Here is a 20,876-nt window from a genome sequence, read left to right as displayed (position 1 = left end):
AGAATCGGCGGCATGACCAAGGCATGGCGCCGCCACTTCGCAGGACTGCATCTCGCCGCGCTGCTGCTGTGGGCGGTGGTTGCCTGCGCGGGTGCCGTGTGGCTGGCATCGGCGCGCCTGCAGCAGCTGCACGCGGCCTTCGAGACCGACGCCCGCATCGTGCACCGCCTGCTGAGCCAGCGCGTGGTGCAGCACGACGCGGTGATGTCCACCCTGGCCCTGCTGCAGCCCCCGTCTGAACAGGCGCCCGGCGATGCCACCGCACCTGCTGCCACCCTGCCCCGCCTGCCATCGGTGTACCCGCAGATCCTGTCGGTGTTGCAGCGGCCTGCCGACGGCGCCTGGCCTGCCGCGCTGCAGGCCCCCCTGGCTGCGGCAGAGGCCGCATCGCGCCGCTCGGGCCACCCCGAGATGGCGCTGCCCGACCTGCCCGCAGGCCGCTTCTACCTGGTGCTGGCCAGCACCCCGGCCAGCCATGCGCTGCAGATCGACCTGCGCGCCACGGTGCCGCAGGACGAATGGCCAATGGACATGGCGACGAGCCCGGTGCGTGTGACGCTGGAGCACGCGGGCGCCGCTTTTGTCGTGCAGCCGGGTCGGCTGGGCGGCGGCCTGGGCTGGTCGTACGAATTCCACAAGCTACTGGCCGCGGCCAGCCAGCCGCTCGATGTGGTGGCGCGCCGCCAGGTGGGGATGGCAGAGCTGCCCTGGCTGGCCATGCTGGGCTGGTGCGTGCTGACGGCAGCACTGTGGGCCGGTGGCGTGGCCTGGTGGCGCCAGCGCGTGGCGCGCCAGCGGGCCGAAGAACTGCTGCGCCTGGGCCAGGTGGCGCGGCTCAACACCCTGGGCGAGCTGGCGGCCGGCATGGCGCATGAACTGAACCAGCCGCTCACCGCGCTGCTGTCCAGCACGCAGGCCGCCCAGCGCCTGCTGGCCGACGAGCCGCCGGACCTTGCCACCGCCCAGACGGCCATGGCCCGCGCCGTGGAGCAGGCGCGCCGCGCCACCGCCGTGGTGGGCCGCCTGCGCCGCCTGGTCGAGCGCCCCGACCTGGCCGGCCAGGCCCAGCCGCTGGCGCCCGCTGCCGCCGTGCAAGACGTGCTGCACCTGCTGGAGCCCGAGATGGCGCAGCGCGGCGTGGCCCCCACGGTGGCCGTCGCCCCCGACCTGCCCGCCGTACTGGCCGAGCCCGTGGCCCTGCAGCAGATCGTGCACAACCTGCTGATGAACGCGCTGCAGGCGCTGGACCAGGTGCCGCCCGCCGAGCGCCAGCTGGCACTGCGCCTGTGGATGCCGGACGCCGCGCATGTGGCGCTGTCCGTGCGCGACCACGGCCCCGGCGTGCCACCCGAGGCGCGCGCGCACCTGTTCGAGCCGTTCTACACCACGCGCACCGGCGGCCTGGGGTTGGGCCTCACGCTGTGCGAAAGCCTGGCGCAGGCCATGGGTGCGAGCCTGGTGCTGGCGCCACAGCCGTCGTCTGCCAGCGAGCGGGGCGCGGAGTTTGTGCTGACCTTGCCCGCGGCGCCCGGCACGGCCCCGCTGCAGCCCACGCAGCCATCCCACGCCAGCGCGCCGTAGCCCAGCCCTGGCCCTCGCCACATCCACCGCCAACGTTATCGCCATGACCACCGACAACGCCACCTCGCTGTCCCCCCTGATCCACCTGGTGGACGACGACGCCGCCGTGCGCGAGGGCCTGTCGCTGCTCATCAGCACCGTGGGACTGCGCGTGCAGGCCTGGGCTGAGCCGCAGGCTTTCATGGCGGGGTTTGACCGCGCCAGCATCGGCGCCATCGTGCTCGACGTGCGCATGCCCGGCATCAGCGGGCTCACGGCGCTGGAGCAGTTGCTGGCGCAGGGTGTGGACCAGCCCATGATCTTGCTCACGGGCCACGGCACGGTGGAGATGTGCCGCCGCGCCTTCAAGGCCGGGGCGGCGGAGTTTCTGGAAAAGCCCGTGGACGACGAGGTGCTGATCGAGGCCCTGCAGAACGCGGTGCGCCAGCATGTGCGCTCGCGCGAACGTCACCAGGCCGACCAGCAGGCGCGCGAGCGTTTTGCCCAGCTGTCGGCGCGGGAGCGTGAGGTGCTGGGCCTTATTGTGGAAGGGCTGACCAACAAGGAGATCGGCAAGGCGCTGGCGCTGTCGCCGCGTACGGTGGAGACGCACCGGGCCAATCTGTTTGGCAAGTTGGGGGCGGAGTCGCTGGCGCAGTTGATACGGCGGTATGCGGCGCTGGTGGAGTGAGGCGTTCTCGGGTGGCTGCTCACGGCGTAGGACCCGCGACCGCCATCCGTTCGGGTTGAGTCTTTCGCGACCGGGTCAGATTGAATCCCACCCGTTCGGGTTGAGCTTGTCGAAACCTGGGCGCTCGATCCACGCCCGTTCGGGTTGAGCCTGTCGAAACCTGGGCGCATCGATCCACGCCCGTTCGGGTTGAGCTTGTCGAAACCTGGGCGCATCGGTCCACGGCCGTTCGGGCTGAGCTTGTCGAAGCCTGGGCACATCGGTCCACGCCCGTTCGGGTTGAGCTTGTCGAAACCTGGGCGCATCGGTCCACGCCCGTTCGGGTTGAGCTTGTCGAAACCTGGGCGCTGCGACCCACGTCCGTTCGGGTTGAACTTGTCGAAACCTGGGCGCTGCTCGCAGGCTCGCTGATGGGCAGCATGCCTTTGTTGAGGGCGGAGGCCGGGAGTCGCCCGGCGTGCGAGTAACTTTCTTTCGAACTCGCTGCGCGCTGGCGCGCTACGCTCAAACATCCGCAGCGAGTCAGTTCACGATGCGTGTGTCCTTCGGCACACGCTCACCCCACGCCCTGCGCTCCTCGGCGCATCCTGAAGGGATGGGGGAGCCAACATCCACACGGGCCATCGCTGCGCTCGGCCCCGAACGCGCAGGCGCTGCGCGCCGCGACCGCGAGGCCGAGCGCAGCGAAGGCCCGTGTGGCTGTTCGGCTCCCACCCCCTGTGGCTGCGCCTGCGTCGGGGCGGTTGCGGGGTGGCATGCGCGTCGGAGCGCGCATGCTTCGTGCTCTAGCTCGCCGCAGTTGTCTGAACGGAGCGCCTCAGGCGCGCAGTGAGTTCTGCGGCGCACCCCGCAACCGCCCCGACGCAGGTTTGCCCCTTCGCAACGCGAAGGGGTCGCAGACTTGGGGTCGCCTTCTCTTTGGTGACTTTCTCTTGGGCCCTCAACACAGGCACACCTCTCAAACCAGCGAGCTAGCGAGCAGCGCCCAGGCTTCGACAAGCTCGACCCAAACGGATAGGGGTAGTGACAAGCACAGGCTTCGACAAGCCCAGCCCGAACGGTCGGGGAAGCCAAGACCAAAGGCGTCGACACACTCACCACACAACCGGCAGCAAGCCGCAGACCCCGGCAAGGCATCCGCCCATCACTGCGTAGTTCTACGGAGCCCTGCACGTAACCGCACGAATGTGCAACAACACGCCCATTTCCTACAGTTCTCCCACGGCGCCACAACGGGTGGCACCGGCCCCCAACACCGGAGAACAAACACCATGCAAAAAGCCATCGCCCACACCGCCGCCGCCATCACCCTGGCCCTGATCGCCACCGCCGCCAGCGCCGAAGGCGTGCGCACCGAAAAGAACATCTCGCTGGACCTGGCCAACCAGATCGCCGCCCACACCGTGGCCGCCTGCACCGCCAACGGCTACAACGTGACCGCCACCGTGGTGGACCGCGCCGGCACCGTGCGCGCCGTGCAGCGGGCCGACAACGCAGGCCCCCACACCCTGGAAGCCAGCCGCCTGAAGGCTTACACGTCCGCATCGGCCAAGAACACGACGCTCGCGATCATGGAAGGCTCGCAAAAGAACCCTGCCGCCGCCAACCTGGGCCAGATCCCCGGCTACCTGCTGCTGGGCGGTGGCGTGCCGCTGAAGGTGGGCAATGAAGTCATCGGCGCCGTGGGCGTGGGCGGCGCGCCTGGCGGCCACCTGGACGAGCAGTGCGCGATGGCGGGCATCGCCAAGGTGGCCGACTTGCTGAAGTAAGTAAGTAAAAAGTAGTGAAGTAAAACCTGCAGCGTCCGAGCCTCCTGAGCAAGGGCGCGGACGCTGCGCAGTCACCTGCCGCCGCAATCTCCACTGCAAAAGGGACACACCATGAACCGAACCACCACATTGCCATGGGCCCTGCTGACCGCCGCCCTGCTGCTGGCACACCCCGCCCAGGCGCAGGTCCCGCCCACAGCCGCGCAGACCGCCGCCTACCAGGGCCTGCACGCCGCCGCAGCGCGGGGCGACACCGCCAAGGTGCAAAAGCTGGTGGCGGCCCGCGCCGATGTGAATGCGCGCGACAGCTATGGCCGCACGCCGCTGCACGTGGCCACGTTCGCCCGCCAGCGCGATGTGATCCGGCTGCTGGTGCAGGCCCAGGCCGATATCAATCCACTGGAGAACGACCGCTACGACGCCGTGACCATCGCCGCCGTGGCGGACGACGAGGACACCCTGCGCCTGCTGTTGCAACTGGGCGCGAGCGCTGGGCAAGTGACCAGCCGCTACGACGGCACCGCCCTGATTGCCGCGGCGCACCTGGGGCACGACGGCGTGGTGCGCCAGCTCATCGCGGCCGGCGCGCCGCTGGACCATGTGAACAACCTGCACTGGACGGCGCTGATCGAGTCCATCGTGCTGGGCGACGGAGGCCCGCGCCACCAGGCCACCCTGCAGGCGCTGCTGAAGGCCGGTGCCAGCCAGGCGCTAACGGACCGCCAGGGCAACACGCCGCTGCAGCTGGCGCGCCAGCGGGGCTACACCGCGATGGTGCAGATGCTGGAGAACCCGGGTGCGGGGCGGCCGCTTTGAGCTGTGCTGGTTGTGCGAGAGCCGGGCCTGAAGCTGTGGCTGCGATGGCCGCGGTGGGCTGCATGCAGTAGCCCCAGTCACTACGAATGCCAGGCAGGCAATTGCTATACAAATAATAGCTTCTAGCGCTTGATCAACAAGCGGTAGCGGCCAGTTTCACTTGAATTTCTACCCCACCAGCACCGAGCCAACCTCTGGGACCGGCGCTCGCAGTGGTGGACCCTCCTGACCACCCACCTGCAAGGCGTGTCGCAGGCCAGGAGGCAGGATGCTATTGAAACAATAGCTGCCAGCGCTCTACCAACAAGCGGTAGCGGCTGATTTCATTCAAATTCCTGCTCGCCCGTCACCAGGCGCGCCTTCACGGTCTTGCCCTTCACGCGGCCCTGGTTCAGGCGCTGGGCGGCCTGTGCGCCGATGGCGCGGTCCACCGCCACATAGGTGGAGAAGTCGTTCACGTTGATCTTGCCGATCTGCTCGCGGGTGTAGCCCATCTCGCCGGTCAGCGCGCCCAGCACGTCGCCGGCGCGGATCTTTTCCTTGCGCCCGCCGATGATCTGGATGGTGACCATGGGCGGCACCAGCGGGCCGCTGCCCGTGGGGGTCAGGTCAGCCACCGGGTACCAGCGCGATTCGCGGCCCTGCAGCACCTCGATCTTGCCCACGCTGCCCATCTCGTCCAGGCTGGCCAGGTTCAGCGCCAGGCCCTCGGCGTCGCCCCGGCCGGTGCGGCCGATGCGGTGGATGTGCACCTCGGGGTCGGGCGTCACGTCCACGTTGATCACGGCGGCCAGGTTGGCGATATCGAGGCCGCGCGCGGCCACGTCGGTGGCCACCAGCACCGAGCAGCTGCGGTTGGCAAACTGCACCAGCACCTGGTCGCGCTCGCGCTGCTCCAGCTCGCCGAACAGCGCCAGCGCGCTGAAGCCCTGCGCCTGCAGCACGCCCACCAGGTCGCGGCATTGCTGCTTGGTGTTGCAAAAGGCAATGGAAGAGTCGGGCCGGAAGTGGTTGAGCAACTGCGACACGGCGTGCAGGCGCTCGCTGTTTTTCACCTCGTACCAGCGCTGCTCGATCTTGCCCTCGGCATGCTGGGCCTGCACCGTGATCTGCACCGGCGACTTCATGAACTGCGCGCTGAGCTTGGCGATGCCTTCCGGGTAGGTGGCCGAGAACAGAAGGGTCTGGCGCTCTTTGGGGCACTGCTTGGCCACCACGACGATGTCGTCGAAGAAGCCCATGTCCAGCATGCGGTCGGCCTCGTCCAGCACCAGGGTGTTCAGCGCTTCCAGGCTCAGGTGCTGGCGCTCCAGGTGGTCCATCACGCGGCCGGGCGTGCCCACCACGATGTGCGCGCCGTGCTCCAGGCTCAGCATCTGGCCGCGCAGCGGCACGCCGCCGCACAGGGTCACGACCTTGATGTTTTCTTCGGCGCGCGCCAGGCGGCGGATCTCGGTGGTCACCTGGTCGGCCAGCTCGCGCGTGGGGCACAGCACCAGCGTCTGCACCGCAAAACGGCGGGGGTTGAGGTTGGCCAGCAGCGCCAGCGCAAACGCGGCGGTCTTGCCGCTGCCGGTGCTGGCCTGGGCGATCAGGTCCTTGCCCAGCAGCGCGGGCGGCAGGCTGGCCGCCTGGATCGGGGTCATCTGCGTGTAGCCCAGCTGCTGCAGGTTGGCCAGCATGGCGGGGTTCAGCGCCAGCGTGCTGAAATCAGTGCCGGCTTGGTTTTCTTTGGAGGTCATGCCCCGATTATCCGGCCACACCCTTTTTGCGACGCATCGGCACGCCCTGCGCGGCGCCGAGCACCCGGGCAACTACCCGAGCAGCGCCCCCGGTGTATCGGCTATAACCGGGAATCCAGCACGGGTGGGACATGCCACATTCCAACAATACCGCAGCGAATGCACCAGCAGGCCAGGGGGACGCGAGCGACTCGCTGCTGCGACTGATCGCCGATTCGGTGCCCGCGCTGATGGCTTACTTCGACGTGCCCGCGCTGCGCTGCCGCTTTGCCAACCAGGGCTATGCCGCCTACAACGGCCACAGCACCGACTCCATCCTGGGCCTCACGGTGCAGGAGGCCATCGGCGACAAGGCCTGGGCGGCCATAGAGCCGCATGTCGAGCGCTCCACGCGCGGCGAACACGTGAAGTACACCCGCGAGCAGACCCTGCCCAACGGCGAGATGCGCATGATCGAGGTCAACCTGATCCCGCACTTCGGCGCCGATGCGAGCCTGCAGGTGGGCTCCTTCGTGCTGATCACCGACATCACCGAGCGCTGGCGCGCCGAGCGCACCGTGCGCCAGAGCGAAGAGCGCATGCGCAAGTTCACCGAGGCCACCGAAGAGGCCATCGTGTTCCACCGCGACGGCATCATCACCGACGGCAACGAGGCGCTCACCCGCCTGACCGGGTATGGACTGGCCGAAGTCACCGGCCTGTCGATCTTCAACTTCATCAGCCCCGAGTGGCGATCCATAGCGCTCGACTACACCCGCACCGGCCGCGAAGACCCGTACGAGGTGACCATCCGCCACAAGGACGGTCACGGCATTCCCGTGGAAGTCGTGGGCAAGACCATGCCGCTGCACCACGCGGACTACCGCATCGTGGTGGTGCGCGACATCACCGCCCGCAAGCAGGCGCAGGAGCGCGAGGCCTTCATCGCGCTGCACGACCCGCTCACGCAGCTGCCCAACCGGCACTTCCTGATGGAGCAGCTGTCGCAGGTGCTGTCGCTGGCGCGCCGCCGCCATGGCAGCGCGGCCGTGCTGTTCGTGAACCTCGACCACTTCAAGACCGTGAACGACTCGCTGGGCCACCGGGCCGGCGACCAGCTGCTGTGCCACGTGGCCGAGCGGCTGCGCCAGGGCGTGCGCGACGCGGACGTGGTGGCCCGGCTGGGCGGCGACGAATTCGTGGTGGTGCTCACCGACGTGCAAGGCCCCGATGACGCCACGCAGGTGGCAGACCAACTGCTGGACGCCATGCACGGCGCCTTCACCGTCGAGCAGGTGCCGCTGACGATTTCTCCCTCGATCGGCATCAGCCTGTTCCCAGACCATGCCGACACGGGCGACGCACTGCTGCGCTGCGCCGACGCCGCCATGCACCACGCCAAGGACAACGGCCGCGGCAACCGCCAGGTCTACGCCCCCGGCATGGACGCCGGCGGCATCGACGTGCTGCGCCAGGAACGCCAGCTGCGCGACGCCATCCTGACCAACGCCTTCGTGCTGCACTACCAGCCGCAAATGTGCCTGGCCGACGGTTCGCTCAAAGGCTTTGAGGCGCTGGTGCGCTGGCAACACCCCGAGCGCGGCCTGGTCGGCCCCGACGAGTTCATCACCTTTTCCGAATCGCGCGGCCTCATCACACCCATTGGCCGCTGGGTAATGCGCGAGGCCTGCCGCCAGCTCAAGGCCTGGCAGGACCAGGGCCTGGCCATGGTGCCCGTGGCCGTCAACCTCTCGGCCCTGGAGTTCCGCCAGCGCGATGTGGCCGGCGAGATCGCCGCCGTGCTGCGCGACACGGGCCTGGCGCCGCAATACCTGGAGATCGAACTGACGGAGTCGGTCTTGATGCACCAGACCGGCGACGTGCTGAGCACCCTGAACGCCATCAAGTCGCTAGGCGTGGGGATCTCCATCGACGACTTCGGGACCGGGTACTCATCGCTGGCGTACCTGAAGCGTTATCCCATCGACAAGCTCAAGATCGACCGGTCGTTTGTGGTGGATACCCCGGGGAATGCGGATGACGTGGCCATCGTCACCGCGATCATCCAGATGGGGCGCAGCTTGCAGATCATGACGGTGGCGGAGGGGGTGGAAACGCAGGCGCAGGTGGAGTTGCTGGCGGGGTTGGGGTGCGACATGATTCAGGGGCATGTGGTGGCTATGCCGATGGGGGAAGCGGCCGCACTGGACTGGCTGGAGCGGTAGCGCAGGAGCAAAGCTCGACCAGCCAGTGTTCGCATCAAAATCTGCGGCCCCAGAGCAGGCGGGTTGATAAATCACGTAGCCGCGTGTTGATTTCGGCGTCGGCACTTTAGTGCCCCTGACGTCCGTCACGAAAAAAAGTGGCACCCGAATCAAATAGGGGATTTTTGTGTCAATGCTTGCCTGCCTACGCTTTGCTGTTCATGCCGCTGGCGCGTGTTCGCAAAATTTCATTTTCAATTAGTGCCACGCAAAAGCATCACGGTCTTTTTTCTTTTTCATCCTCGATGAGCAAGACATCGCGCCGGCCCCCTTTCTTCAGGTCGGAAAAATTGGGAATCAACAAAAAAATAACTACGACGCCAACAAGAACAACTGCGGAAATTGTATATTCCCCGAAGACATTCCAATAAATCAAAGAAGACTGCACAGCAAAACACAATAACGCATAAATTATTTTTGGCAATTTTATTCACCTTATATTTACCAAATGCACAGTTGTCGATGCTATCGATTTAACAGGATGTCATCCCACTCTTCTGCCCAACCCTCACAATGAAAAACCCCATTTTTGACCGCGGAGAGCACGGCCGTTTTACGAGCATTATCCAACGTGTCGAAAATTTCGCAGAGCTCAGCGACTTGATGATCGCTGAGATTACGCCACGGACCCAGAATATCGCCCAATGCTCCAATTTCGTCAAGACGTACTGCATCAGCGAAGATTGAACGTATCGCGACCAAAAAAGGAAAAGCCGCCAGGGAATTTCTAACTGACTCCCACACGCCATCGCCCAATTCTGCTCCCGCTTGCGCCACCAACGTTGACGCCACATTTTCGGTCGCAATCTCCGATGCGCAATCTACCAATGCCCAAAACTTGTTGAGATCATCGAGCCTGTTGCGCTCTGTTTTGGGATTAATTATCTCAATTCCCGCCATTGCACCCAACCATCCAGCTTCTGTCTTTTCCGCGGGATTGAGCTCTATTTTTCTATAATGACCAGGGCTTTTACAAAAAATTCCCCGCTGAAATTCTTCAAATCTGCTACTGATAAACTCATCAGTGCACCGATATGTCATCAAATCGTCCGGAATGGAATACATGTCCAATCGATTTGCGTCGATTACGTTTCTACGAAAAAAGTCATCGTAGTAGCTACCGCCGCTTCCAAAATATGCAATGGCGAAGGCACGAACATCGACGGCCACGTCGTCCGAAAAAATACCCATTGGAAAAAAACCCTTACTACAAGACGCACAACTTTTTCCCATCAATTCATCGTATTCAATGGAGATGTTTGTGATTTTTTCAGCAGTAAGAGCCCTATTCAACAACAGCCATTTAATTGCACAACCCAGCAAGACTTCAGCAGCAGATTTAAAATCGTCCCCGAAATCATAAGGATTTAACAGTGGCTTTTCAGCCACCTCTTCCCTCCAATTTTATTGAAGTTGACTGAGAACATCATCAAGGTCCGACATAATTTAAGATGGTTTATAAGATCGAATATAACTCACGCAATAATGCATTCAGATTTAGTCGTGCGGCTCGCTCCACTCCACTCTGCAAGTTACTAGACAAGGCCCTCGCCGTTGTTTGGCTATGGCCTTTGCCACGCCCCGCATCCTGCTCACAAAACAGGGCAGCACCAACATCAATGCGCGCATGGCTCCCAGCGCTCAAATTCGCCAGAAAAAATCATCTTTTCTCTCGCACTCGAAAATAAAAACCGTAGCAAGAAAATGCAGAAGATGAGCCGAGAGCAAGGCTCAGGAAGAAATTCAATCGATCATGGCCTGTAGAAAAATAGTCATAGCAACCAATCATTCCCACAATTGCCGTCATTTGAACTACAGCGATAGTTCCCAAGTTATCTGGCGAAATTTTTCGATTAATAATCAAAAATAATTCCGCGAATGCAAATATTGAGGCGACTGCAATAAAATTTGCAAACTCAAACCAAAAATTTAGATAAATCAAAACCATGCACAACAAGAGGTGGGCATAGAAGCTTCCAACGACGTTTTGGTGAATTTTCTTTTCAATGTTCATCATCATTACCTCGTGCGCACAGTGCTGGGTGGTCAGCGGGTGGGTGGTCAGCGGGTGGGTATCCGCCGTGTAGGCTTGGACATCGTTTAGAAGCGGCTGCGAGGGAATCGCATTCAGCAGCCGAACTTCTCTTTCGTAGCAGCGATAAAGATATCTTTATCGCGTTAGTACACCAGTGCTTCACGGACTTCGGACTGATCTTACATGTAGCGCTGGCGACTTTTGCCTTTGATGCTGATCGCGCGTCCAATCTCACATTTGGGCAATCGTGTGCGCCACAAAGTCTAAGTAAAAGCTAAAAACTCTGCAGCTTGAATTCCTCAGCCATAAATGGTGCCCAAATTGAAATTCTATAGATTTCCCAAGAAATCAAAATGAATATCGCTTGCTCAAAATTTCCATCGGGCAACCGCCACATACAAGAGCCAAGTTGTTCACTGCCATGTCACCAGATGGGCAGCATTGGTACTTTCTGCAGTACTTGCTCAGGTGTCATCCAAAAGCCAGATCATAAGGCAGGTAGCCGAAGTAACGTTCAGATGCCAAATCCTCCATACGTCTCAATATTATGCCGGCCAAGAGAAATGCAATTTCGTCGCCTAATTGTGTTTTTATGCCGGCTTGCTTGGAACCCCGCACATGAAGCGTAATACCACGCGTGCGCTCCGCTACTATAATTTACTCAGGACAGTGGGAAGACCTGCGTTGCCGAACATTGACATTCAGCTTGTCAAAAATCGCCTGCACGTTAGCGCTAGGAACAAAATGGCCCAGCAACTGGTTTTAAGCATCGTAGCTCTGGCTGTTGAAGGGAAACTCAAATAATCCTTCCAACAGCGATCGAGAAGACCTTGAAGGCGTATACGCACGCAGTGTCAATTCACATTCAACATCACTTCTTTTTCAAAATCATCTCCGCCAACCTCTCGCTCAGGCTCTTCGAAGTTGTGAGGCAATTGTAGAATTTTGAGCAATTCAAGAGTTTCTAAAATGAACGACTTTTGGTTGACTGCCCTAGAAGGCTCAGCAAAGTGATCGTGAGATTAGAGGGCGTAGCCACGCAAATACCCTATGCTTTAGGAGCGATACCATGATCGCGTGCCCAGCTATCCGGAAGGCGGATATCCACCATACTAATAGCGCCACCTTGCATGTCAGTGTATTTTATGGCCACAACCAAATCTTGGAGTAAATAAAAATCAACATTAGCACTCCACTCCTCATCGGAGGTCACATGTCTAGGCTTTCCCAGCACATCTCGAACTTTTACTTGTGTAAGTTCGCGGCTCAAACCAAACGGAAGTGAACCTAAGCAGGGGGAGAAACCGTCCCCTTTTTTTACATAAATGTCTAATGAGCTGAATATGTAGCCTCCGCGGCTTCTTGGCAGAATACCCTTTTCATTCGATTCATTATCACCCAAAAATATAATATTAAGCCCTTGTTTCTTGACTTCAATGTATGGATTATAGGTACTGCCGCCGATTTTAGGTCTTCTCTTTATTTCATGTGCATGCAAATATTCGTCAAAACGTTGATGAATACTGCTATGACCTAAGAATTTCATCAAGGCAACTGCTTCAATATTCATTTGAACTCACCTTAGTACCCAAATTGCGCTTCGCACACGTCCGGTACCAGATTGACCAGTACGAACTGAGCATCTTTTGCGGTGGCTGCTTCGTCGGCCATGGCGTTTAGTTCCCGGTTTCTATCGAATGGCAGGGTTGTCAGGATGGTCGATGCGTTCCCACTTCGCGCCGTCAAACCGCGCTATGTCCTTGGCGCCAATCGACCACAGAACGTTGTCGTAGCAGTCCACGATGTTGGCGTCCTGCAGCTCGGGTTGCAGGCCAGTGATGACCCTGCGAATGCCTGCACTTGGATCGGCAGGGTCATAGGCGAACAAGCCCATATTTGATGCCAGACATATCTTGTTCTGGAACTTGCACACTGAAGTGAACAGTTGGTTGTCATCCAAGGTGGACAGGCTTTGAAAGCCATCTTCCGCATTACCCAACAACAACGTCCCGTTGGAGCCGCACATCCAGATACGGGTCTCGGACTCCACATACATGTTTACAACGCGCTCCGCTACTTCCGGTAATTCGATTTCCCTCCAGTGACTGCCGTTAAAAAAGAACGCTTTGGGTGGAAGCCAATCGGCGTGCTGATAGCCAGCTGCGTAAATGGCGTTTTCGTTAGGACCATTGATGACCGACAGGGCAATTTGTTGTTCCTGAGGGGTTTTTGGATCCTGTAGCAAACCCGTGTCAATATGCACCCAATCATTGGGACCGCATCTCTTATAGACCTGCCCTTTGTACCCGCAGGCATAAAGCGAATTTCCGATCTGTTGGATATCTGCAAGATATCCCCATCCTTTGGCATCATTGCCAAATATGCCAGCACCCGGTATTTTTTCCAGCAAGGGATCATGATCGCCGATGTATCGCACATCGCCCTCCTCAGACAGCACAACAATATCATCGAAATTCTCTTCTTGCGGTCCAAAATAAGCTAATGAAACGGCGCGCCAGTCTTGATCGTGCCGAACCCATTTTTGATGGTGCTCCGTATCATAACAAACTACCCGAGTAAATCGAGCAAAGGTCTCTAACGCGTCTCCAGCGCCGGCCATATAAGCACTTTTATCTGTGTAAGCCATTGCTGCAGTAAAAGTTAATTCAGCGCTCATCGTGATTTTCGACCTCCGGTTGGGTTCTTACGATTATTTCCGTTTGCGGTACCCCCACTATCCAGATGTGCTTTGGCATCGCCCTCTGCAGGCTTACCAGCACCATTCATCGACCGGTTGTCTTTCTCAAAATCAGGGTATGTCTTGCGTACCTCGGCTTCAATTTGCGCTTTGCAATCCGGCCTCGCTGCAATTGCAGCCTTCATTGCGACAGGCACCGCTTCGCTGACAGGTATCGTCCCCACCGGCCCATTGTCCGTTCGCTTGGCTGCTTCGCAAAGCTCGTCATCGCACTGGTGCGCTGTGTTGTGCTCCGATCCCTGTGTCCCTGCATTGCCTTGCAAACAAATCGAAGGCCCGCCCCCAAAGCTAGCCATTCCGGGAATACGCCCAATGCCCTTGCTACCTTGAGCACGGTTACTAGTTCTAGCTAATGTGTCAGGAATGATATGGTGGGCTTGTTGTCCAACTCCGCATTTATTTTTGATTTACGAATATATCCCAACAATACAAGGTCCGCCCGTACCAGGAATATACGCACCCGATAATCCCGAGCCGCCGCCTTTGTCATTCTTACCTTTTCCCCCAGCGCCTAACCCCGGCACTTTCTTAAGGACCATGTTGGTCAGAACCCTCTCCCCCAAAGCCACAAGTGGCTTCACCAAGTCTGGAGTCTTCCCTGTGAGCGCCCAATCTGCCGCCACGTCCAGTGCTGTAGCCGCGGAGTCAGTGCCCGCCCCCACTGCGCCCACGACACCTCCGGCTGCTGCCGTAGCGCCACCCGCCGTGGCCATGCCAGCGCCCACTGGCGCTCCGATACCTGTCGCCGCAACCATACCGCCAGCCGCCGCAGTGGCCCCCCCCCGGCCATGGCCACCTTACCCCTGTGTCCATGGCGTTGGCGCCAAACTCGTGCATCGACTCCGAGATGTTGTCCTTGTAGTACTGCGCTGCGTCCATGGCACCTTGCTTGAACTTATCGAACCAGCCTTCTTCCTCAGTCTCGGGGCGATTATTGGGCGGGCTGAGTAGCGGGCTGGTTTTGGGCAACACGCAACCCACACAGTTACCCATGTCGCATGGGCGCGGGTAGCTGTTGGGCTTGACCTGCGCTTTGGCTGTCCCAGCGTTGCTTGCGGGGATGGACGCTGGCGTCGGGCTCATGCAGGCACCTGCCCGCGTCGCAGCTCCAGCACGCGCACGCCAAACTGNGTTGGGCTTGACCTGCGCTTTGGCTGTCCCAGCGTTGCTTGCGGGGATGGACGCTGGCGTCGGGCTCATGCAGGCACCTGCCCGCGTCGCAGCTCCAGCACGCGCACGCCAAACTGCGCAGCCACCACAGCTTGGCGTGCTTATTTACTGAAGTTGAATTGACATCTACCGCTTTGTTTACAAGCGCAAATAGCTATCAATTTAGTAGTAAACGGACCACGTATTCGTCACGGCTTGCGCCAGTTCATCCACATCTTGTCGCCGGTGCGCACTATCTGTCGCCCGTTCACAAATACCGTCGCGCTTTTATCGATGTTGTGGCTGATCTGTACGTGGGTGTCGCTGACCACCCCCTCGCCCGCACCTGGCTCATCGCCACGCACGTTGTCTACATAGCTTTTGTTATGGAGGTACGCAGCCTTACCGCGAAAGAAAACGTTGGGCGAACATTGCTCGCTTTGGTCCATCTTGTGTGTGATGACGTAGGGCACTGGGTAGCCCTTTTTAGATGGAGTAAGGCACACGTCCGGTACCAGGTTGACCAGTACGAACTGAGCATCTTTGGCGGTGGCGGCTTCGTTGGACATACATAGCTCCGAATGTTTGAATCATTTCATATGCAAGGCACGGATGACCCTACGAAGCCAACATTTATTTGCGCTATTGTTCGTAGATTTGCTTCATAAACAATTTCTACACTGCGCCCATCTGCAAGAAAAAAAGTAACGCGTGCATCTTTTGATTTTGGTGGGCCAGTGTGATCGTTCCCCAACAGCAACTGTGCGTGCTCAAAACTGCTGCTCCAAATCAGTCCGAACGGCAAATCGCCACAACATCGAAAATGGCCACCTCCGAAGATGGAAATATTACGCAATACCCAGCGATTATTACCAATCAGCACGTAACCACGACTATCCACAGCATCAGCATCAGCATCAGCATCAGCATCAGCATCAGCATCCATCCACTCTAAAGCCAATCCATCTTCATGCAGCGATTGCAAACGAATCAGTCTGTCATTTCTCTTAACAGCACCTTCTCGCTCGCTCGGCTCTTGTGACAGAAATGAATATTTTTTTGCATTGCTACTAGCGAGAAACTGCTAGGAGGAACCGCAGCCGTGTTTGCCAACCAACACGACCAGCCCTTGCAGCAGTTTTGAAGAATTTATTTTCGAGCCTGAACTGGGAGTTGTCATTGGAAAGACTGTCAAATAAAACCTACTCCTCAACTGGAGGATTGTCAATATGATGAATGCGCTCCCAATTGCCTTTATAGAAGCGGACAATATCCTTCTCACCCATCGACCATAAAGCCCCATCTTTAGCATCTAAACGGTAAGTATCTTCAACCTCTGGTTTAAGGCCAGTGCTGACGCGTGCAATTTTTGTACTCTTCGAATCAAATCGAAATAATCCTGATGTCGCAGATAGATAAACTTCTTCTTCATGCTTTATTAAACACCACCATGTGTCATTGTCGTCAATACTGCTAACATCTTTAAAGCCTGAAGTCACACTACCCTTGAGCAAGGTGCCGTTATAGCCGCAAGCCCAAACTTCATTTTCACCGTAACAACGAATCCATTGTAAATGCTCATCGGTTTGCAAATCTATTTGGCTCCAGGCTTTTCCGTCATAATGGGCCATATATCCAGAGTCACCCACTACGTAAATATCCTGCTCGCTGTTGCCATCAATGCAGTTAAGGATGCGTTTATTCGTAATCGCATCCAACATTACTTGAGCACGCACTTCAGCATCGTCGCTGTCGGAATACTCCGCTGCTTTGTATACGCCTTCATCAATAGCGCACCAGTCAGCGCTACCGTTGCGCTGATAAATCTGCCCATTGTGACCACATGCAAACAAATGTGGTCCAATTTGCCTGATATGGGTCATCCGGCCGCGTGTTCCTAGGCGCACACCGGCTTCAGGAATTTTCTCGGTGCGCCAGACATAATCTCCTTTTGCAAAAATATCAATTTCACCTTCGGTCGAAAGTGATATGAGACGACGATCCTCAGAATCATTTGCATGATTAATCTTTACGGCCACCGAAATAGCATTCATCTCAACATCGTGAGAAAACCATGTTCCATCCTTCGAAAAATACGTACACATGCGTGTATGTGCAACTTCCCGTGGATCCACATCATCCAGTTGTGAGGCAACGTACAAAAAATCCTGCGAGATTGCACACGCATCCAAAAAGTGAACTTCAGCCATTTCTTCTCCGTTAGTTTGTCCCGTGACCGCCAGTAGAGGTACCTGTTCCCATCTGTGATGGATCTAAAGTACGCACACTGCCGTAAGGATCAGCTCGCACTTTCATGTCCGCCGGCAAGCCATCTGCTTTATGTTTAGCACGAAGGTCCGTCAGCATCTCCTTGGCATCGCAGCCGAGCACCTTGGCTGCAGCCGCCACTCCCGCAATCTCCATCTCACCGAGTGATGTAGTGCCTTTGGGAGTGCCCTTCGCACCCAGAATGGTTTCTTCTGCATCGAGAATGGCATGGATTTTTCCATGCTCATCCAGCGCGTTGAACCAATCTCTGGCTTGCGCGAACAGCCCTTTTTTGGCACGAGTGCCATCTGGTTTCGAACTCTTTGTCTTGCCACTCGCGCACACCGTCCAACCATCCGCATGCTTGAATCCGGTGGGATGCTGCTTCCCCGCGGGATAATACGCGCCACTACCAGGTTGCTTAAAAACGTGATCGGGCACGACGTGGTGCGGAGTTCGCCCGTCCTTACAACCTTCACTGTATCGCCGCAATCTGCAGCGCCCCCCGCCCGTCAAATAGCCACCAGAACTACCATTCGCATTTGAATTATTTGATTTTTTCCCACTGCCCCCCAAACCCGGCACCTTCTTCAGCACCATGCCGGTCAGCAACCTCTCTCCCAACGCCAATGCAGGTTGCACCAAATCCGGCGCCTTGCCCTCGGTGATCCACGTCGCTGCGCTGTCCAACACGGTCGCCGCGGAGTCAGTGCCTGCTCCAACCGCACCCACCACGCCTCCAGCTGCTGCCGCTGCGCCACCCGCCGTGGCCATGCCCGCACCCACCGGCGCTCCTATACCGGTGGCCGCCACCATGCCACCAGCCTCCGCCGTAGCGCCTCCGGCCATCGCCACCTTGCCCCCCGTGTCCATGGCATTGGCTCCGAACTCGTGCATCGACTCGGAGATGTTGTCCTTGTAGTACTGCGCTGCGTCCTTGGCACCTTGCTTGAACTTGTCGAACCAGCCTTCTTCCTCGGTCTCGGGGCGATTATTGGGCGGGCTGAGCAGCGGGCTGGTCTTGGGCAGAACACAACCGACGCAGTTACCCATATCNCCTTGCTTGAACTTGTCGAACCAGCCTTCTTCCTCGGTCTCGGGGCGATTATTGGGCGGGCTGAGCAGCGGGCTGGTCTTGGGCAGAACACAACCGACGCAGTTACCCATGTCACCTGGGCGCGGGTAGCTGTTGGGCTTGACCTGCGCTTTGGCTGTCCCAGCGTTGCTTGCGGGGATAGACGCTGGCGTCGGGCTCATGCAGGCACCTGCCCTTGTCGCAGCTGTAGCACGCGCACGCCAAACAGCGCCAATCACAACAGCTTGGCGAGCCTATTTACTGAGTCGAATTGACCTCTACCGCTTTATTTACAAGCGCAAGCAGCTATCAATTTAGCAGTGAACGGATCGCGTTCTCACGGCTTGCGCCAGTTCATCCACATCTTGTCGCCCGTGCGCACGATCTGTCGCCCGTTTACAAATACCGTAGCGCTTTTATCGATGTTGTGGCTGATCTGCACGTGGGTGTCGCTGACCACTCCCTTGCCCGCACCTGGCTCATCGCCGCGCACGTTGTCCACATAGCTTTCGTTATGGAGGTACGCAGCCTTGTCGCGAAAGAAAACGTTGGGCGAACATTGCTCGCTTTGGTCCATCTGGTGTGTGATGACGTAGGGCACTGGGTAGCCCTTTTTAGATGGAGTAAGGCACACGTCCGGTACCAGATTGACCAGTACGAATTGAGCATCTTTAGCGGTGGCGGCTTCGTCGGCCATAGTTTGATTTTCTATTTTTTTGGTTTAACGGATTGGAAGGTTATCAGGATCTTGGATACGTTCCCACTTATTACCGTCAAACCGCGCTATATCCTTGGGACCAATCGACCAGAGAACCTTGTCGTAGCAGTCCACGATGTTGGCGTCCTGCAGTTCGGGTTGCAGGCCAGTAATGACCCTGCGAATGCCTGCATCTGAATTGGCGGGGTCATAGGCGAATAACCCCATATTGGATGCCAGACATATCTTGTCTTGAAACTTGCACACCGAAGTGAACAATTGGTTGTCGTCTACTGTGGACAGACTCTTGAAGCCATCCTGCGCATTTCCCAGCAACAAAGTGCCGTTGGAGCCGCACATCCAAATGCGAGATTCGGACTCCACGTGCATGTTAACGATTCGTTCTGCCACGGTAGGCAACTCTAGCTCGCGCCATTGACTGCCATTGAAAAAATATGCTTTCGGCGGCAACCATTCGGCGTGTTGATAGCCCGCTGCATAGATGGCATTTTCATGTGGTCCATTGATGACGGAAAGGGCTATCGTATCCTCCATCGGAGTTTTCGGATCCTGCAACAAGCCTGAATCCATATGCACCCAGTCGTTAGGACCGCATCGTTTGTAGACTTGCCCGGAATATCCACAAGCATAAAGATGGTCGCCGATTTGCTGAATGTCCGATAAATATCCCCAACCCACTGAGTCTTCTACATTCACACCAGCGCCAAGAATTTTTTCCTCCAAAAAATTCTCAGTCATGATCTGTACCTCTCCATCCTCTGATAGATTGGCAAAGTACCGAGAGCCATCTTGCGGCTCGCGAAATATACATACGCTGCAAATTAATCTATCTTCCTCATGAAAAATCCATTTTTCATGGTCTTGCTCATCGTAAGTTACGACGCGCGAGTAGCGCTCAAAATCCTCGTATGCATCCATCGCTACTGATGCGCAAAAGCAGTCGCTAGCAATTGAAACGCCAGTACGATATGTTCCTATAGGTTTCATTTTTTATCTCTTGGTACCGTTTCGACGAGGAGCCTTTTGACCTTGCTCTAAATGTTCTTTGGACTCACCCTTTGGCAAAGAGTCTGTGGTCCGACCTGACTGGTTCTTGTCAACATTCCTAAAACCCTTTTTCACTGCATTTTCGATCTGCTCTTTGCAGTCAGGGCGCGCAGCAATTGCCGCTTTCTCATAAATCTTGATGATTTCACCCATGGGCGCAGTTCCTTGAGGCCCATTATCTTTCTGATCACCTAATACTTTGACCTTTGCGTCAGCTTGATGTGCAGTGTTATGTTGGGTTCCCGCTGTTTTTGCATTTCCCTGCAGACAGATGGACGGAGCATCGAAGTTTTGAGCGGATACGCCTCCCTTGCCTGGAATGCGGCCTATATCCTGCTCTCTCGACTTGCGTGCTGTCGTCCCAAAGGTTTTATCCGCAACAATATGATGGGTTTGCCCGCCCTGCGCAACACATGCATCTTTGATCGCGTGGTAACTCCCTACTAAGCACGGGCCGAGAACTCCAGGGATGTACCCACCTCCGGAGCCCGAACCGCCTCCTTTATCTTTGTTGCCGTTACCGCCTGCCCCCAAACCCGGCACTTTCTTGAGTACCATGTTCGTCAGCAACCTCTCTCCCAACGCCAATGCAGGTTGCACCAAGTCTGGCGCCTTCCCCTCGGTGATCCACGTCGCTGCTGCATCCAGCGCTGTCGCTGCTGTGTCGGTGCCTGCGCCCACTGCACCCACCACGCCTCCAGCGGTTGCCGCTGCACCGCCCGCCGCGCCCATAGCGACGCCCACCGGAGCTCCTATCCCCGTGGCCGCCACCATGCCACCAGCCGCCGCCGTAGCGCCTCCGGCCATCGCCACTTTGCCCCCCGTGTCCATGGCATTGGCTCCGAACTCGTGCATCGACTCCGAGATGTTGTCCTTGTAGTACTGCGCTGCGTCCTTGGCACCTTGCTTGAACTTGTCGAACCAGCCTTCTTCGTCGGTCTCGGGGCGATTATTGGGCGGGCTGAGCAGCGGGCTGGTCTTGGGCAGAACACAACCGACGCAGTT

Annotated in this window: 15 protein-coding genes; 5 read left to right on the top strand and 10 right to left on the bottom strand. The window is 58.2% G+C overall.

What is annotated here, in order from left to right; translation table 11 throughout:
- Positions 1 to 12: 12 nt before the first annotated feature.
- From ASF16_RS06285 to ASF16_RS06270, 4 genes are all read left to right on the top strand, one after another.
- On the top strand, positions 13 to 1,581 hold the full coding sequence (locus tag ASF16_RS06285; RefSeq protein ID WP_056164406.1) for a sensor histidine kinase: 1,569 nt from the start codon (positions 13 to 15) through the stop codon (positions 1,579 to 1,581).
- A gap of 43 nt (positions 1,582 to 1,624) precedes the next feature.
- Positions 1,625 to 2,251, top strand: coding sequence for a response regulator transcription factor (locus tag ASF16_RS06280; RefSeq protein ID WP_056164402.1), 627 nt, complete (start codon positions 1,625 to 1,627; stop codon positions 2,249 to 2,251).
- A 1,271-nt stretch (positions 2,252 to 3,522) separates the two neighbouring features.
- Positions 3,523 to 4,020 carry a heme-binding protein gene (locus tag ASF16_RS06275; RefSeq protein WP_056164399.1) on the top strand — a complete coding sequence of 166 codons (498 nt, stop codon included), beginning with the start codon at positions 3,523 to 3,525 and terminating at the stop codon, positions 4,018 to 4,020.
- Positions 4,021 to 4,131: 111 nt separating this feature from the next.
- Complete coding sequence (locus ASF16_RS06270) at positions 4,132 to 4,836, top strand: ankyrin repeat domain-containing protein (protein WP_056164394.1); 705 nt, start codon at positions 4,132 to 4,134, stop codon at positions 4,834 to 4,836.
- 323 nt (positions 4,837 to 5,159) lie between these two features.
- On the opposite strand, the gene dbpA is transcribed toward ASF16_RS06270, so the two are convergent.
- Positions 5,160 to 6,578: an ATP-dependent RNA helicase DbpA gene (gene dbpA, locus ASF16_RS06265; protein WP_056164391.1), complete on the bottom strand. Its 1,419-nt coding sequence runs from the start codon at positions 6,576 to 6,578 to the stop codon at positions 5,160 to 5,162.
- Positions 6,579 to 6,709: 131 nt separating this feature from the next.
- Between dbpA and ASF16_RS06260 the strand changes: the two genes are divergently transcribed.
- Complete coding sequence (locus ASF16_RS06260; RefSeq protein ID WP_056164389.1) at positions 6,710 to 8,782, top strand: bifunctional diguanylate cyclase/phosphodiesterase; 2,073 nt, start codon at positions 6,710 to 6,712, stop codon at positions 8,780 to 8,782.
- Between the two features lie 504 nt (positions 8,783 to 9,286).
- Here the strand turns inward: ASF16_RS06260 and ASF16_RS25985 are convergent.
- The 9 genes from ASF16_RS25985 to ASF16_RS06225 all read right to left on the bottom strand — a co-directional run bounded on the left by ASF16_RS25985 (position 9,287) and on the right by ASF16_RS06225 (position 19,811).
- Positions 9,287 to 10,210 carry a hypothetical protein gene (locus ASF16_RS25985; protein ID WP_156371965.1) on the bottom strand — a complete coding sequence of 308 codons (924 nt, stop codon included), beginning with the start codon at positions 10,208 to 10,210 and terminating at the stop codon, positions 9,287 to 9,289.
- Between the two features lie 271 nt (positions 10,211 to 10,481).
- A complete protein-coding gene (locus tag ASF16_RS25980) occupies positions 10,482 to 10,835 on the bottom strand; it encodes a hypothetical protein (RefSeq protein WP_156371964.1) in 354 nt (117 codons plus the stop codon).
- Positions 10,836 to 11,904: 1,069 nt separating this feature from the next.
- Positions 11,905 to 12,426: a hypothetical protein gene (locus ASF16_RS25975; RefSeq protein ID WP_156371963.1), complete on the bottom strand. Its 522-nt coding sequence runs from the start codon at positions 12,424 to 12,426 to the stop codon at positions 11,905 to 11,907.
- 120 nt (positions 12,427 to 12,546) lie between these two features.
- Positions 12,547 to 13,533 carry a hypothetical protein gene (locus tag ASF16_RS25970; RefSeq protein ID WP_156371962.1) on the bottom strand — a complete coding sequence of 329 codons (987 nt, stop codon included), beginning with the start codon at positions 13,531 to 13,533 and terminating at the stop codon, positions 12,547 to 12,549.
- A 1,439-nt stretch (positions 13,534 to 14,972) separates the two neighbouring features.
- Complete coding sequence (locus tag ASF16_RS06245) at positions 14,973 to 15,332, bottom strand: DUF4150 domain-containing protein (protein ID WP_056164379.1); 360 nt, start codon at positions 15,330 to 15,332, stop codon at positions 14,973 to 14,975.
- A 26-nt stretch (positions 15,333 to 15,358) separates the two neighbouring features.
- Entirely contained in the window at positions 15,359 to 15,748 is a 390-nt protein-coding gene (locus tag ASF16_RS25965; RefSeq protein WP_156371961.1) for a hypothetical protein, read from the bottom strand.
- 217 nt (positions 15,749 to 15,965) lie between these two features.
- Complete coding sequence (locus ASF16_RS25960; protein ID WP_156371960.1) at positions 15,966 to 16,973, bottom strand: hypothetical protein; 1,008 nt, start codon at positions 16,971 to 16,973, stop codon at positions 15,966 to 15,968.
- A 1,470-nt stretch (positions 16,974 to 18,443) separates the two neighbouring features.
- Positions 18,444 to 18,803 (bottom strand): DUF4150 domain-containing protein, encoded by a 360-nt coding sequence (locus tag ASF16_RS06230; protein ID WP_056164370.1) that lies wholly within the window; start codon positions 18,801 to 18,803, stop codon positions 18,444 to 18,446.
- 24 nt (positions 18,804 to 18,827) lie between these two features.
- Positions 18,828 to 19,811: a hypothetical protein gene (locus tag ASF16_RS06225; RefSeq protein ID WP_156371958.1), complete on the bottom strand. Its 984-nt coding sequence runs from the start codon at positions 19,809 to 19,811 to the stop codon at positions 18,828 to 18,830.
- Between the last annotated feature and the right edge of the window lie 1,065 nt (positions 19,812 to 20,876).

Source organism: Acidovorax sp. Leaf78 (assembly GCF_001422735.1).
In the GTDB taxonomy this organism is placed as follows: Bacteria; Pseudomonadota; Gammaproteobacteria; order Burkholderiales; family Burkholderiaceae_C; genus Acidovorax.
This window is presented reverse-complemented; position numbering and strand designations above follow the sequence as displayed.